The 15,886-nt window shown below is 29.7% G+C and carries 16 protein-coding genes; 6 read left to right on the top strand and 10 right to left on the bottom strand.

Annotated elements, in window-relative coordinates; translation table 4 throughout:
* Positions 1-172: 172 nt before the first annotated feature.
* The 4 genes from D2833_RS04245 to D2833_RS04255 all read left to right on the top strand — a co-directional run bounded on the left by D2833_RS04245 (position 173) and on the right by D2833_RS04255 (position 1,926).
* Complete coding sequence (locus D2833_RS04245; RefSeq protein ID WP_011113623.1) at positions 173-571, top strand: MaoC/PaaZ C-terminal domain-containing protein; 399 nt, start codon at positions 173-175, stop codon at positions 569-571.
* A 79-nt stretch (positions 572-650) separates the two neighbouring features.
* Entirely contained in the window at positions 651-818 is a 168-nt protein-coding gene (locus D2833_RS04080) for a hypothetical protein (protein WP_155242172.1), read from the top strand.
* A 249-nt stretch (positions 819-1,067) separates the two neighbouring features.
* On the top strand, positions 1,068-1,388 hold the full coding sequence (locus D2833_RS04250) for a hypothetical protein (protein WP_027333170.1): 321 nt from the start codon (positions 1,068-1,070) through the stop codon (positions 1,386-1,388).
* A 109-nt stretch (positions 1,389-1,497) separates the two neighbouring features.
* Positions 1,498-1,926 carry an acetyl-CoA hydrolase/transferase C-terminal domain-containing protein gene (locus D2833_RS04255; RefSeq protein ID WP_027333171.1) on the top strand — a complete coding sequence of 143 codons (429 nt, stop codon included), beginning with the start codon at positions 1,498-1,500 and terminating at the stop codon, positions 1,924-1,926.
* 107 nt (positions 1,927-2,033) lie between these two features.
* On the opposite strand, the gene D2833_RS02145 is transcribed toward D2833_RS04255, so the two are convergent.
* The 5 genes from D2833_RS02145 to D2833_RS02165 are packed head-to-tail and all read right to left on the bottom strand — an operon-like array spanning position 2,034 to position 7,428.
* A complete protein-coding gene (locus tag D2833_RS02145; RefSeq protein ID WP_011113624.1) occupies positions 2,034-2,888 on the bottom strand; it encodes a TIGR00282 family metallophosphoesterase in 855 nt (284 codons plus the stop codon).
* A gap of 8 nt (positions 2,889-2,896) precedes the next feature.
* Entirely contained in the window at positions 2,897-3,451 is a 555-nt protein-coding gene (locus tag D2833_RS02150) for a 5-formyltetrahydrofolate cyclo-ligase (RefSeq protein ID WP_011113625.1), read from the bottom strand.
* The gene (locus D2833_RS02155; protein ID WP_011113626.1) at positions 3,441-5,696 is read right to left on the bottom strand and encodes an ATP-dependent helicase; all 2,256 of its coding nucleotides are present in this window, start codon (positions 5,694-5,696) and stop codon (positions 3,441-3,443) included. Before D2833_RS02155 ends, D2833_RS02150 begins: the two co-directional genes overlap by 11 nt.
* A gap of 2 nt (positions 5,697-5,698) precedes the next feature.
* A complete protein-coding gene (locus D2833_RS02160) occupies positions 5,699-6,418 on the bottom strand; it encodes an RDD family protein (protein ID WP_011113627.1) in 720 nt (239 codons plus the stop codon).
* Entirely contained in the window at positions 6,418-7,428 is a 1,011-nt protein-coding gene (locus D2833_RS02165; RefSeq protein WP_011113628.1) for a glycosyltransferase, read from the bottom strand. Before D2833_RS02165 ends, D2833_RS02160 begins: the two co-directional genes overlap by 1 nt.
* Positions 7,429-7,489: 61 nt before the next feature.
* Here D2833_RS02165 and D2833_RS02170 point away from each other — a divergent pair, with 61 nt between their 5' ends.
* Complete coding sequence (locus D2833_RS02170) at positions 7,490-9,349, top strand: MPN337 family protein (RefSeq protein ID WP_027333172.1); 1,860 nt, start codon at positions 7,490-7,492, stop codon at positions 9,347-9,349.
* Positions 9,350-9,430: 81 nt separating this feature from the next.
* Positions 9,431-11,419 carry an MPN338 family protein gene (locus tag D2833_RS02175; protein WP_117274033.1) on the top strand — a complete coding sequence of 663 codons (1,989 nt, stop codon included), beginning with the start codon at positions 9,431-9,433 and terminating at the stop codon, positions 11,417-11,419.
* 52 nt (positions 11,420-11,471) lie between these two features.
* On the opposite strand, the gene D2833_RS02180 is transcribed toward D2833_RS02175, so the two are convergent.
* From D2833_RS02180 to D2833_RS02200, 5 genes are read right to left on the bottom strand one after another with little or no spacing between them, the layout of a single operon-like run.
* Positions 11,472-11,771, bottom strand: coding sequence for a NifU family protein (locus tag D2833_RS02180; protein ID WP_011113631.1), 300 nt, complete (start codon positions 11,769-11,771; stop codon positions 11,472-11,474).
* A 3-nt stretch (positions 11,772-11,774) separates the two neighbouring features.
* The gene (gene plsY / locus D2833_RS02185; RefSeq protein ID WP_011113632.1) at positions 11,775-12,503 is read right to left on the bottom strand and encodes a glycerol-3-phosphate 1-O-acyltransferase PlsY; all 729 of its coding nucleotides are present in this window, start codon (positions 12,501-12,503) and stop codon (positions 11,775-11,777) included.
* A gap of 6 nt (positions 12,504-12,509) precedes the next feature.
* Positions 12,510-13,286 (bottom strand): Nif3-like dinuclear metal center hexameric protein, encoded by a 777-nt coding sequence (locus tag D2833_RS02190; protein ID WP_117274036.1) that lies wholly within the window; start codon positions 13,284-13,286, stop codon positions 12,510-12,512.
* Entirely contained in the window at positions 13,253-13,933 is a 681-nt protein-coding gene (locus D2833_RS02195) for a class I SAM-dependent methyltransferase (protein ID WP_011113634.1), read from the bottom strand. The genes D2833_RS02190 and D2833_RS02195 overlap by 34 nt, the downstream gene beginning before the upstream one ends.
* Positions 13,917-15,848 (bottom strand): RNA polymerase sigma factor, encoded by a 1,932-nt coding sequence (locus D2833_RS02200; RefSeq protein WP_011113635.1) that lies wholly within the window; start codon positions 15,846-15,848, stop codon positions 13,917-13,919. Before D2833_RS02200 ends, D2833_RS02195 begins: the two co-directional genes overlap by 17 nt.
* Positions 15,849-15,886: the final 38 nt, after the last annotated feature.

Below are 15,886 nucleotides of genomic sequence, written 5' to 3' on the forward strand. Positions count from 1 at the left end.
GTTGTCTAGATCAACGCGATGATTTAATTAAAAAAAACTGAGATTAAAAAAAGATAAATTATTAGAAAAGACGAGGACATAATTATGAGTGATACATCTAAATAAGACGTTATAAAAAGTTGGTGAAAACCGCTACCGTGAAACAACAGGTTTATATTATGGAGATTTTAATGTGGGTGATGTTTTTGAACACCGCCCTGGTAGAACAGTATTAGATGTTGATAATGTTTGATTCACATTATTAACATTAAATCCCCAACAAGTGCATTTTGACCAGCACTATGCTGATAAAACTGAATGAAAGAAACTATTAGTTGATTCAACATTTACATTAGCTCTTGTAACAGAGATGTCAGTAAACTCAATTAGTGGTAAGGTTGTGGCTAATCTAGGTTGAGACAAAGTAAGATTAACCAACCCAGTATTTGCAGGTGATATGATCTATGCTGAATCAACAATTCTTTCAAAGCGTGAATCAAAAAGCCGTCCAATCCAAGGGATCGTTACTGTTCTAACACGTGAATTAATCAAGACAATAAAGAAGTTATTAGCTTCAAAAGAACTGTATTAGTTCACAAACGTGATAACAATACGATTGAAGACAAGACTAATTATTAAGATTTTCTTTATTAAGGATTTTGGTTAAAAATATGAATGACGTACAAGCCCTATATAAGCAAAAGTTAACAACCGCTGATAAAGCGATTGAATTAATCAAAGACAAAACTGGTTTTGCTTTCCCAATGCATTTTATGCAACCAAAAGGTCTTTTTGAAGCACTTGCTAATAAAGCTAGAAAAGGTGGTACACAAGACTAGATGCATATTACTTCTCTTCAAGAGAATATGCAAGAAATAGTATTTTAGACTGAGATTTAAATAAGATTATCGTTCCTCACTCATTCTTTATTAGTGATATTGAAAGAAAGATCAATGTCAAAATTGATTCAGAAAAAGGTGAAAAAAGAGTGATGTTTCACCCATGCCACTTCTCTCAGGCGCCAAAGATATTTACTGAAGTTATTAAACCAGATACGTTCATTACGATGGTTTCACCAATGGATAAATTTGTTAGGATTATCTAATGACTATGCTAGTGCACTAGTTAAGAATGTTAAAAACCTAATCGTTGAAGTAAATGAAAACGCGCCATACATATATGGGTCTGAAAACGTAATCCAAGTTTCACAAGTAGCAGCGATCGTTGAAAATAACGTGCCTTTATTAGAGATGCCAGATACTGAACCTAAAGAAAAAGAGATCAACATTGCTCAAACGATCGCTAATATGGTTCCAGATGGTGCTACGATCGAAATGGGTGTTGGTGGTTTACCTAACTTAGTTTGTGAAAAACTAAAAAACCACAATGATTTAGGAATCCATACTTAAGTTTTAACAAAAGAATGATCCACCTAATCCAAGCGGGTGCTATAACAAATAAGAAGAAAATATTAACAAAGGTAAATCTGTTTATACGTTTGCAATCGGTGATAAAGAGATGTATGAGTTATTAGACCGTATCCCAACCCTTTCAAGTTATCCTGTTGATTATGTAAACGACCCTTCAGTAATCGCTAAAAACGATAATGTCGTAAGTATTAACTCAACGATCGAAATCGATCTAACTGGAGCATGTAATGCTAAACACTTAAAAGGTCATCAATACTCAGTTTCTGGTGGGCAACTAGACTTTGTTAGAGGGGCATATTTATCTAAAAATGGTAAATCAATTATCGCTTTAACATCAAGAACATCTAATCAAAAATACTCAAAGATCGTTCCTAGATTAAGTGGACCAGTAACAACACCAAGAAACGATGTTCACTTAGTTGTAACTGAATATGGTGCTGTTAACCTAAAAGGATTATCAAGTTCTGAAAGTGCAGAAGCACTAATCAGTTTAGCTCACCCAGACTTTAGAACATAACTAACAGAAGAAGCTAAAAAATTAAACTTACTATAAAAGTTGTTAATCTAAGATAAAAGAAAAAATCTTATGACTAATCAAGTCATAAGATTTTTTTTAAATAATTATTAGTTGCGTTCGAAATCTGCAGGAACTGAGAAATCTTCTTTTAAATAGTTAATTTCATCATCTTCTAGGATCTGGATTCTTTTAGCATTAACTGCTTTATTTGTTTTATCATCAAATTCCATAAGAATAGCATTAAATTGCGCACCTAGTTTAGAGACTTCTAATTTAAAACGTGCGGTTGGGTGTAAAAATTTTGTTAACACGTTTTGTGCTTTAGCACCAATGATACTACCAAAACCAGGACCACACATTCCAACATCAGTGACATAAACCATCCCTTTAGGACTAACCCTTAGATCAGCTGATGGTACGTGGGTGTGAGTGCCCAAAATTGCTGACACTTGACCATCAAAATAAATTGCTAACGCATTTTTCTCACTTGTTGTTTCAGCATGAAAATCAACGATATGTAGATCTTGATTGCTCATCTTAACGAGATCTTCTAAACAATAAAATGGGTTAGTTACTTTAAAGTTAAGTTTTACCCCTTCACCTAGTAAGTTGGTTATTCGAATCGTTTTATTCTTAACTTTAATAACGTTAGTACCAACACCAAGATCAGCGTATTGAAAATTTTCAGGTAGATTCAATGGACGAACGATATTTTTTTGATCTTTTAAGATCTCAAAAACTTCTTTCTTAGCTCAGGTATGATTTCCCATCGTAAAGAAATCAATTCCATAGCTCATTAGTTCATCATAATGTTCTTGATTTAAACCCTTACCGTGTGTGCAGTTTTCTGCATTAGCGATCACAAGATCAACATGATGCTGTTTAATTAGGTTTTTTAAATGTTTTTTGATGATCTTTCGACCATTATTTCCAAAGATATCTCCTAGAAAAAGAATATTCATAATGTTATTTATTCCAAATTAGTAACACAAAATATCTTATCAATTTTAACGTCATGATCTTGCGCTTGGAATTGATTATTTAGCATAAAATCATATGCTACTGATATCTTGTAATTGCTATATTTTAAATTATTAAAAAATCTATCATAGTAACCTTTACCATGACCCAAACGAAGCTGGTTAGAATTATAACCAACAAGTGGAACAATAAATAGATCTAGATGATTATTTAATAATTGTTCGTTAACTAATGGTTGTTTGATCTGATACTTCAGATCAAAAGAAAAATCAAGTTGTTTAATCTGATAGAAATTCATCTCATTATTATCAACTCTTGGTAAGTAGATCTGATAATCTTCTTCTAAAAGAAGATTAATTAGTTCAGATGTATCATATTCATAAAAAAGACTACTAAAGACCCCAATTTTCTGATAATCTTTAGTCTTAATAAATTGATAAACTAGTTTGGTTAGTTGTTGATCAACGATCTGTTTCTTTGGTGTGCTAGCAAATTGCTTAGCTAATTCAATTAACTGTTTTCTTACGATCTGCTTACTTTGCATAGGTAATTAGTTTATGGTTTTTAATCAGATCTTTTGTTCCAGCCTTTTTATCTTTAAAACTAACTTTGATTGTCAGATCATCAATCTCCCTAACAATCCCTTCACCATAAAGTTGGTGATAAATAATCTCTCCAACAAAATAATTGTGTTCAACTTCATTAGTTGAATTCCATGCATCTAACTTAGATGGTGATTTCTTCGAATTGAATCAACCATCATCATCTGTTAAGAAATTATGTTTATCAAAATAAGTTTTAGCTTGATCTTGTTTATCAAGCACTAGATCACTTAATTCATATAAGAATCTAGAAGGTTGATAAGGTTCTTTAGTCCTAGCATCATAATCTTGGTTTGAACATAATCAAAGATTGTGTTTGGCTCTAGTGTAAGCAACATAAACAATTCTTCTTTCTTCTGCTAATTTAGCTTTATTGTTAGTTGCTGCAATTGAACGACTACTAGGTAGAATGTTTTCATTCATATTAATGACGAAAACATTCTTGAATTCTAATCCCTTTGCACTGTGAATCGTCATTAATTTTAATGCGTTCTTATTATGGTTTGGTTGATTGTTATCAAGATCACCTTCTAGTGCAAGATTTTGGATAAAGTCATTAATCGTTAATTTGGTGCCAAAATCGTTTTCGTATTCTTTTTCATATTTATTCAAAAAATCAATGAATTCATTGACACTATCATGCTTAGTTGGTTCATTAAGATAATCATAATAATTGATTCGTTTAATGATCTCATTGATTGTTTGATAAACTGATCAATTACCTTGGTTTGCTCGTAAATCTTCAATCATTTTTTTGAAGTTTTGCGCGCTTTTTTTAACATTTGCTTTGATATTTGATTCATCTAAATAATCCAGCGCTTCGTATTCAGTGATTGATTTTTTGTTGGCTAGTTCTTTAATTATTTCAATACTGGTATCACCAATCATTCTTCTAGGTGTATTGATGATTCGATCAAACGCGATATCATTATTAGTATCAACTAATTTAAGATAACCAATTAGATCTTTGATCTCTTTTCTTAAAAAGAATTTATACCCACCAAAGATCTCATAAGGGATCCGGTTTTCCTTAATTAAGCGTTCTAGCGATACCGAACTAAAATTAGTTCGGTATAAGATAGCAAAATCACCATAAGTATATTGTTTAGAAGCAACCAGTTCTTTAATCTTATCCATTACAAACCGGTTTTGATATTCGATATTACTAAAATTAATTCAAATTGGTTTAGGCCCTAAATCAGTTAAATCGTGTGATAATAATGATTTAAAATAACGACTATTATTCATCTTAATTGCGTCGTTTGCCAGATTCAAAATACTTTGTTTTGACCGGTAATTTTGCGTTAAATACTTAACGACTAAATCATTGAAATCAAATCTAATTGAATCACCAATCTCACTGTTAGCACCTCTTCAACCATAGATTGATTGATCAGGGTCCCCCACAAATAAAAAATTATTATTTTTTTCTCTTAATAATTTAACGATCTTGTATTGAATTTCATTAGCATCTTGAAATTCGTCAACTAAAATTGCTTCATAACGGTTTTGCCATTTTTTTAAAATAATTGGATCATTTAAAAATAGGTTATAAGCAATATTTAATAGATCATTAAAATCAATGGCATTAAGCTCTTTTAATGCCTTTTCATAATCATGATAGAAATTACTTAATGGTTGAACTAGATTGGGAGTAAGAATGTGATCTTCACCTAATTTATTTAAATCAGATGCTAAAAATTCAGCTACATCTAGGTTATAAGTTTTTGCATCATTAATAATGCTCATCACCTTATTCTTTTTGAAATCAGTATACTGAGAATAATAATATTCGTATTTTTGTGATTTTAATAGATCTTCGATCAGTTTTGCTTGATCAACTTCATCTAAGATATTAAACCGATCGTTTAACCGATCAACATTATTAACTTCTTCTCTTAAAACTTGTGCACAAAACCCATGAAACGTTCTAAAACTGACTTGAGTTTTTTCTTTATTCAGAAGTTTTTCAAGTCGGTGTTGCATCTCTTTAGCAGCTTTATTAGTAAATGTAATCGCTAAGATCTTATATTCTGGGATCTTGAAATGCTCAATCAAATAAGCAATTCGCGATGTTAAAACCTTTGTCTTACCAGTACCAGCACCAGCGACAACAAAAATTGGAATTAAATCACTTGTAACAACATCATATTGTTGCTTGTTTAAAGACTTTAAGTAATCTTGCATAATTATAGGTCAGTAAGATCCATGTTCCCTGGTAAATTGATATCAATCTTATTAGTTTTATTTTTATCTTCAACTTGTTGATTAGTATCTTTCTTAGTTTTTAAATCGATCATAACTAAGTTAGCCATCTTATCGTGTAATGCTAATCGCTTAGAGCTAATTGCTACAAAGATAAAAATAATAAATAAAATGATCGCATAAATGGAATAAATACCACGGAAAAAACTAATAAAAATAATGTATTTAACCGGTTGGTCTAAAATGTTATTTTTGGTAAATAAACTAACGATCTCTCTTTGTTCACGATCATTAAAAGCAAATAAGGATAATCCCATGATTATTAAGATCGAAACAAGGAATAAAAAAATTAATAAATTATGTAAAAACATGTGTTTTAAATATTTTTTTAGTGTCGTTCGTTCAACCAATTGTAGCTTAAAAGCTAACCGAAATAAAGTCTTACCTTTAGTTAATCATGGCACTAAGATAAAATAACCACCATAAAATAAAAAGCTGGTTATTCCAACTAATAAAATATACAAAGCAACTGAATAGTTAGTTCAGTACTTCTGAAATAAGAAGTTAATCAAATAATTAATACCCATACTAATTAAACTAATAAAAACAAGATCGAGAAGTCCAGCAAAAATTCTTTTGGTTGCTGAAGCTACTTCGTATTCTACTTTGGTGTTGGTGATCTCGTTATGAAAAATAACATACATTATTTATCAGCATCAAATTTTGCTTGAATTCAAGATAATCTAGGTTTAAACTTAATGAAGTAGTTCTTTCAATTCTGATTATTGATTAATTGGAAGAATTTGTTCTTTTCATACTTAGGGTAGAGACGAAAAACTAATTCTTTTGCAATTTTAATTGCGTTCCGTTTTTCTTTATCTGAGAAGTTAGAATTAATCACCAACGAAATGAAATGATAGAATGCCATAATAATCGCACAAAACTCTAACTTTTCGTCATAACTATCATTCCACTCATTATAAGTTTTAAGCTGGTTAAACTGATTGATTTGAAACAAAACATCATAGATATTATTGTTCAAATTAATCTCTTTTCTTCTCTTAGTTAAGATCGTTTTTAAAACTGCAGCTTTCTTTGCTTTACCATAAACTTTTAAGATAAAGATCCCTGGTTGGTAATGCGTAACATTAAATTTGATCTTATGATCAACCAGCATCTTGGTTTTAAACACTTTATCATAAGAATTTAATGAATGCTTAGCAATTAAGTCAATGTTAAACTGGTCATAAACTAATAACTTCTTATCTTTATTATTGCTTGATTGTTTTTTCTGATCATAAAAAGCGGGTTCATCGATCAAAAAATTAATTAAATCAACATCTTCATCCAAATCTTCAATAACTAAACTTAGTTCATCCAAAAAGTTTGGTTTAAAAATAATTAGTTGATTCGTAAATAAAGTGAACTTACCATTAGCAATTCTAGCCCCCAGATTGTATGCTTCACTCATCCCAAGGGATTGAGAAACATTAACAATCTGGTAGTTCAAATCACTATACTTACCTAATTCATCTTGTCAAATCTTAATCACACTTTCATTAGCATCATCATTAATAAAAATTAATTCATGATCTTTAAGATTGTTAATACTAAATAAAGAGTTTAGTGAACTCTTTAAATTCATCACTTCTTGACTTAGATAGTAGATAATTGATAACTTTGACATAATTCTATTTATTATATAACATAACAAAGTAGTTCTTGAATTCTCTTTTTTAATATTTGATTAAAAATTTATAATTGATTTATCTGATATGGCGCTAATTAATAATAAAAACAAAAACAGCTGTAATCTGGATATCAAAAACATTGTTAATTTCAATATTCAAAAGATTACCAAAAGCTTTTTTGATTCAAATCTATTTAATAGTTCGTCACAAAATATCTCCAAAAAACACTACAAGGCATTAAAAGCTAATAACGAAGAATTTTTTGATGTTCAATCGCTTTTAAATGAAGAGTCAATTGGTGATATTATTAATTTTTCATTTAAAAAAATTAATAGTATTATCGGAGCTACTAATCTCAATCACTTTGATGTAATTCGCCATGATGAGTATGGTGAAGCAGTTTATGTCAATATTAGTAATATTAATAGTGACTTTGAGATTCAAGCTAAGAAATCCCAAGATTTAAGATTCGTTTTTGAAGTGTATGTCAAGGATTATTCTTATCTTAAACAGTATTGTGATAAGATTCAGATCAACATCTTATTTGATGAAACTAACCGGATTATTTCGGGTAATTTTGTTTTTTTCAAACAAGCAGTTGAAGTTGATTTAGAACAATTAATTAAGCACGTATATCGTAACTATTTTGTTAAGAACTTCATTAAAGAGCACTTTATGAACAATTCGTTAAAAAACCAAGTGCGTTTATTTGAAGATTTAACAATTAACAAACAAGATAAATCAATTTATTTATCTTCTAAGTTTAAGACGCAATTCATCTCGACTTTAGATCATGTTGATGAAGTTAATAATTTGCAAATTGATCGGGAAGAATTTTTTTATGCAGTTAACATCTTAAATTTCATTATTTTAATGATCTATGAAGATTTAAAAGCATTTTTTCAGTCAAATAAACTAATTAGTTTTTTAGATTTTATTCAAAGAAAAACTAACTTAAGTAATGTTAGATCAAATGCGCATGCTGAACTAGATTTTTTAAATCTATTTAATTATGTAAATAGTAAATACTTCTTTAATCATGAGTTAGATTTACATCAAGAAGAAGTAGAAAACTTAGAAGACGCGCTTGATCTGATTAATGAGTTTTATGATCTTTATCAGTTTGAACAACGATCATTGTCTGATCAGATCTTAAATTTTGAAATATCATGATCAGATCAAGAATGAGATGATAACAATAAAGTAATCTTATTGTTAATGTATCCTGAATTATTTGGTTTAGATAGTGTTGACTATGTTAATTCCAAATATGATCAACTTGTTGAATCATTCATTAATTTTCAGATCAGTGATGCTGTTGATTATCAAAAGAAACATGATGCGGTTTTATGTGAATTAAATCCGAATTATGAATGTTTTATTAATGCAAATAAAGATTTCTTAATTATGAAAAGTAATTTTGAATCGCTTAATTTATTTGAGATTTATAACTGGGCATTGATCTATGAAAACTTATATGAAGCTAAATATATTAATATCTCAAATAAGTTTTATAAATTAAAAAATAGCCAACCTCAAATTATGAGGGTCTTATTAAATCAACTTAACCAGTTGAAATATTACACAGCTAAAAAGATCTATGGTCTAGGACATATAGAAGTTGTAATTCGTAAGTTGTTAAAATACAACGACTTTGAAAATACGATTAACCAGTTTATTAAAACAATCAACCGTGATGACCAGATGTATGGAAAATCCAAAGAAAGAAAATATTTAATTCTAGGGATCATCTCTGCATTCTTGTTTGGAATTATGGACTTTTTAACAACGATCTTTTCGATTTTACCAGTTACTCAAGATAATATTCAAGTATCGATTCAAAAAGTACCTAGTTTAATCGTAATCGGAGCTGGTTCATTATTAGCATCCATTTTATTGATCATCTTAACGGTCACATATTTCAAAAAACGTCGGCAAAAATAACTGTTTTTAGATTTGAAAAACTAAAAATAACTAACCTGACTTGAACAAAGATTAATACTTAAATTACAGAAGAAAACTACTATGGATTTTGAAAAGAAGATTTTAGAAAAACTAAACATCAGTACCACATACCCTTTTTACATTGACAATGTTAATGTCAAGTTTTTTAACAGTTTACAACAACACCCAAATAAATACTTTGTTAGCAAAATCCTACCTAAAATTAAAACTAAACTTGATCAAGAAGAGTTAGAAAAATTAAAAGAATTAGATGAACTAACAAGAAAAGACCGAATTAAGTTAATGCTTAATTTAGCTCTTAAAAAGATCGTTTCTAAAACTGGTTCATCAAATAGCGACTTTTTTAAAGTACTAGGTTATGATCAATTTCATGAACCTTTATATATCTCTGAAAAAGAATTTAGTGTTAATGAACTAATTCATAACGAATACGAAGAACGAAGATATAAATACTATATCGACGTTAATAAGAATAGTTATCTTCATCAATACGCTAGTAGAATTAATCTTTGATTTTATCTAAACGAAGAAAACAAGATCTTATCTGGGTCATTTAGTTTTGAAGTAGTTAATCTTGAAGACAATCCACTAAATGAAGAAACAGTTTTTGAAAAGATCTATTTAGTTTATTTAATTAAATATTTTATTTATAAACAAATTTCGCCACTATCATTAAATAATATTATTGACATCATTGATAATGATGATTTCTTATCAAACTTCGATAAGAAATCTAATAAAGAACTACAAAATAACCTAAGTAACAATATCTATAAAAAATCATTAAGTTATGAAGTTTTAAAAAGTAACTGGGATAATCTGATCATAGATAAGTTTTTAGCTCATAAGAATTATGATCAAGAAAAGCAATGCCAAATTAAGGATGATCTGTTTTATGCGATCATGAATCTAACGATGATTAATTTGGCACTATACCAAGAATTAAAGTCTTACTTTAATTCAGAACAACCCGAATTGATCCTAAGTATTCTAAAAAAACCAACTCAGATTAAAAGCGACCCTGACCAAAGACCGTTTAATGACTTTATTGAATTGTCTAAACACCTAAAAGACAGTTACATTAAAAAACACACGACCAAGATCGATCTAAATAAGATTGATGATATCGATGATTTTGTTAATGAAGCTAAAAAACACCAAGCTGCTCAAGACTATGAAGCATTCAACACTTCGATTAACTTCTTAGAATTACAAGTTAAAGATGAAGAAGTGTTTGCTTCATCAAGTGATTATTTATTAAAACACCAACAGATCTATCTAATCTATTCTTTAATTATTAATCCCAACCGCTTTGGTTTAAACTCAAACACAACTCAGATTGCTAAATACAATGATCTGATGAAAAACTTAAAGAATATGCAGATCTCTGAAGGATCTAGAAAAATGATCGTTCAAGATATCAACCAATCAGAGGTTGATATTAATAAGAACTATCTTAGTTTTATTAACCAATCAAATGATTTTGTGATCATTAAAAAAGATAATAAACAACTTCTTGATTTTTATGTTTGAGCGATCATTTATTCTGAAAGTCGTAAGTGGATTCACCACGATATCGAATATGACTTCAATAATGACCGGGTCGTCAAAAACTCAAGTTTTTACCGACAAAAGATTGAAGCGCTTGAAAACTTAAAGTTTGACTGGTACGATGATTTCTATGGGATCCCAGCAATCAAAACGATCGTAAAAAAGATCGATCAGATCTCAAACATCAAATCTTCAATTGATATCTTAGTTGGAACAATTAAACAAAAAGACGCCCTGCTTAAAAAAGACTTTGAACGAAAAACGATGGTTATTGCTTATGTTGTGGCTTTATTCATTGGGTTTATCAACTTCTTTGGAATGATCTTTACGATCTTAGCCGTAACCAAACCAGAAGATGGACTAAACACAACAAATATTATCGTAATTACGATCGCTTCATTGCTAATTAGTTCGTTGATTGGGATCATCAGCTTCTTCTTATTTAAGATGGCAAGAAACAACGGTTATTACAAACCAAAAAAGAGTAAACAAAAATAAATAAAAAAAAACCGTCTAGATAAGATCTAGACGGTTTTTAATTGCTGATCTACTAATCGCCAAAGATTGGTGATTTACTAATCCCTAAAAGATTTGAATTAGCTTGCTTACTTTGGATTAGTACAACTGATTTAACTTCAGGGATCTCTGCTTTAAGGATCGTTTCTACCCCATCTTTATAAGTCATATCAACAAGGCTACAACCATCACAATTACCTAGTAATTTGATCGTTACTATTCCTTTTTCATAACCTTCAAAAGATAGGTCACCACCATCTCTTTTAATTAATAATCTTAGATCATCTAAGAGATCTAAGATCTCACCAATTACGGTTTGTTTTCTTCTTGCCATAAATTAAACCTTTTTTGTAATCTTATTTTCTTGTTTATTAATTAATCTAACGATATTCCCACGGTGTTTTCAGATAATGATTGTACTTAGTATTGTATTAGCAATCGCAAAAAAGACGATGATGTACCAATCACTTTGATAAGTTAAAAAGGTGATCTTATCTAAACTAAACCATCATAGATAATCTAATCAAGGGATATATGGTAAAAATAAAAAGATAATGAAACAAACGATTGAAGCTAGTGAAACATATTTACTAATTAAAGTAATTGTTCATCAAGTTAGAGCAATAATTAAGAATCATCAAGGTGAAACAACAAATACAAATCCAGCAGTTGTAGCTACAGCTTTACCACCGTTGAATTTGAAGTACACAGGATACATATGACCAAAGATTGCTGCTAGTGGTGCTAAATAAGTTAGATAATATGTCTTATTAATTACACTAGGATCAAGCTTAGTTAGTTCAGGTTGCAAACCATACTTATAGATCAATAAGATGATTGAAAACGGAATTACGGATTTAATGATCTCAAAAAAACCGATCGCGATTGCAACTTTTTTAGGGAACACCCTAAAAGAGTTGGTTGTCCCTGGGTTTTTAGACCCTAGTTCACGTACATTTCTTTTAAGGATCATACTAGCAACATCTGCAAACATAATTGAACCAAACAAGTAGCCAATTAATAAGCTAAGGATCACTAAGAGACTGATATATCCTGCTACATTCATCTTTATTTACCTCTTGATGATCTTGAATTGTGAATGTCCTAGTATCAATTGTTTTGGCTCTAATTGATCATGGAACTTTTCAACTAATAACTCACCAATATGATCGATAAAGATTGATTCTACATGATGACCAATATCAATCACATTAATCTCATGGTTGATCGCATTAATCCATGATGATCATTTTAAATCACCTGTGATTAATAGATCATATTGTTTAAACAATTCAAGATCAAGCTGATCACTACTATAACCACTACCCAAACAGATCAGACCCTTTTTTAATTTTTTCTTAAATTTAGCTGTTGATAAATATTGAACTTGGTCAATATATTGAATCTTTTTTAAATCAGAGATCAATTGTTCAAGCGAACAATCGATCTCAAATCGGTAATAATGATTAATTGGATTAGGATCAAATTTCTTGATCTTTAATAATTTAAAAAAGTATGAATGCGCACCGTTGGGACTAAAATCATAAGCAGTGTGCAACACTAGAAAACTCCGATTGTTTTGATAAAAATCCTGATAAGCCTTAGCTATAAATGCATCTGATTTTAAATCTTGATGATTAATAAACATCGGATGGTGGGAGATAATTAGATTAGCATTATGTTTTTTTGCTAACTCAAAATTAAACCGATCATAATCAGCACAAACTAGAACCTTAGTTAATTGATTGGTTAAGTTCTTATGATTAATTAATTTGGCATTATCAAAACTTAACTGATTTCTTAAGGGAAATTCTTTTAAGACTCAGTCAGTGATTCTTCTAATTTTCATTGGTTATTAAGAAAGCGCTCGTATTCAGTTATTTCAATCAGCTGTAACTTTTTTCTTGCAGCAACTGGAATTCGTTCAATCAATTCTTTTTGTTGTTTAATATAGCTGATTAGTTCTGGACTGTTTTGGTTTTTTAAGATTGGTCCAATCACATAATCTGTATCAGTTAAATCATGCTTATCTTCAGTCTTAATTGCTTTAATAATTAAGTAGTAATTATTCTTCTCAAAAACAATGATCTCATCAACGATCTGATAATTGTTCTTAGTTAGATAATACCGCATTTTAATGTGATTTTTTTCTGGTTGGACAATTAATTGTTTTAATTCAACAACCGAATTGTTTATAATATCATTAATTTTACTGACACCAAGACCAGCAATCACACAATAATCGATCGGGTTTTTAATACTTAAGTTGCTTAAACCATCATTAAGAATGTTGATAATTCTTTCTTTACCAATAATCTTTCTCGAGTTAGCAATCGCTTGTTTTAGTGGTGATAGATTAACATCAACATTAAGCACGTATTGTGCTTTATTTTTTTTGATTAATTCAATACCTAGATGACCATGATCACAGCCAACATCTGCTACTAAAAAAGCGTCATCAATCATTTGGGAGATAACTTTAATTTTCTGAGTCATGTTTTAAGAAAGAACGTAATCTCGCATTTTTAGAAGGGTGTTTTAATTTTCTTAAAGCTTTAGATTCAATCTGACGAATTCTTTCTCTTGTTACATTAAACTTTTGACCAACTTCTTCAAGGGTCATTTGTTGGTGTCAAGGGTGTAACCCATAGCGCATTCTGATAATCTGTTCTTCTTTTTTTGTTAACGTGTTAATAAAAAGTTCATTGATATGTTCAGTAACAATTAGTTTTTCAGTGTATTCGTCCGGTTTTAAGATATCACGATCCTTAACAAAATCAACGAATTGTGATTCTTCATCGTGACCAATCGGTTTATCTAATGAAACTGGTTCTTGGTTTAACTTTTTAATATCAGCAACTTTTTTAGGGGTAAATCCGTTAACTTGACCACCCATTGCTTCAGTTAATTCTTCTAATGTTGGGTCTCTTCCAAGTTGTTGAGTCAACATTCTTTCAGTTTTAATTAACTTATTGATCGTTTCAACCATATGAACAGGAATTCTTACTGTTCTTGCTTGATCAGCAATCGCTCTTGTGATCGCTTGTCTGATCCATCATGTTGCATAAGTTGAGAACTTGTTTCCCAGTTTGTAATTAAACTTAGAGATTGCTTTCATCAATCCGATCGAACCTTCTTGGATCAGATCAACGAAATCTAAACCTCTGTTTAGATATTTCTTTGCGATCGAAGTAACTAATCTTAAGTTAGATGTTACTAATTGGTTGATCGCATATTCTCTAGTTTCAGGATCAGTACTTCCTAGTAGTTTAGCAATCTGAATCTCTTCACCAAAATTAAGGATCTTAGATGAACCTAATGTTCCTAAAAACGCTTTAACATTATCTTCAACTTTATCTTTAGTTGAAGCACCTTTACTAATAAGATCATCTAAGTTCTTATCAATTTCACTTAAATCTTGATTTTTTCTAAATAATGAGATCTTTTCTTCAACATTATCTTCTAATTTAATCTTATTGTCTTTTAATTCTTCAAGAATTTCTAAATCTTCAGCTTCAGTGAATTCATAGTTTTTGAAAACATCAATAATCTCTTCATTTGATAAAGATTTAGTTGCTTTAGCCTTAGCTAAAAGGGTTTTAGTAGCTCGAATTGATTCTTGATCGTTATTCTTTGTTTTAGATGAAGCTTCTAATACTTCATGATAAACTAAATCGTTTTTTTCATTGCTGGGAGCATGCTTAGGCTTACGACCTCTTTGACGCTTTTGCGCTGTAATTGGTTGGTCAATATCTAGTTTGCTATCACTGAAAAAATCAGATAAATTAAATTCTTTATCGTCTAATTCATCTTGTTCACTAAAATCAGTTTCTTTAAAAGCTGATGAATAATTTTCATGTTTGAAATCACTAAAATCGATCTCATCATCTTTATTATCAAAATCAGCAAAATCTATTTCGTTATTTAAATCAAGATTTTCATCTTTCTTACTGGTTACTTTTTTCTTAGTTGATTTCTTTGCTGATTTTAATGAAAGCTTATTTTTCTTTTCTTCTTTAGCTACTGATTTAGGTTCAGCTTTTGCTTTCTTATCTTTAAGGACAACTTCTTTTTTAGTAGGTGCAGCTTTAACTTTTTTAACTGTGGTTTTAGCTTTAGGTTGTTCAACCACTACTTTTTCTGATTTAGCTTTAGTTGCTACACTTAGTTTTTTCTCACTAACAGGTTTTTCTACTTTAGTAGGCTTTGCAGTTTTCTTAGTCTTACTTACTGTTTCTGTTTTTTTATTCACTAACTTCTTAGCTGGTGTTTTTTCTTGTTTTTTAGCTAATTCAAGTCTTTGTTTCAAAGACAATTGGCTAATATTTTTAGCTTTAGAAGCAGTTTTGTTCTTGGGAGTTGAATTTGTATTTTTTGCCATTCTTGTAAATGTTAAAGGTATAAAAAGCAATAATTAGCTTAATTTTACAATATTGTAAAAATATGAAT

Source organism: Mycoplasmoides gallisepticum (genome assembly GCF_900476085.1).
Taxonomy (GTDB): domain Bacteria; phylum Bacillota_I; class Bacilli_A; order Mycoplasmatales; family Mycoplasmoidaceae; genus Mycoplasmoides; species Mycoplasmoides gallisepticum.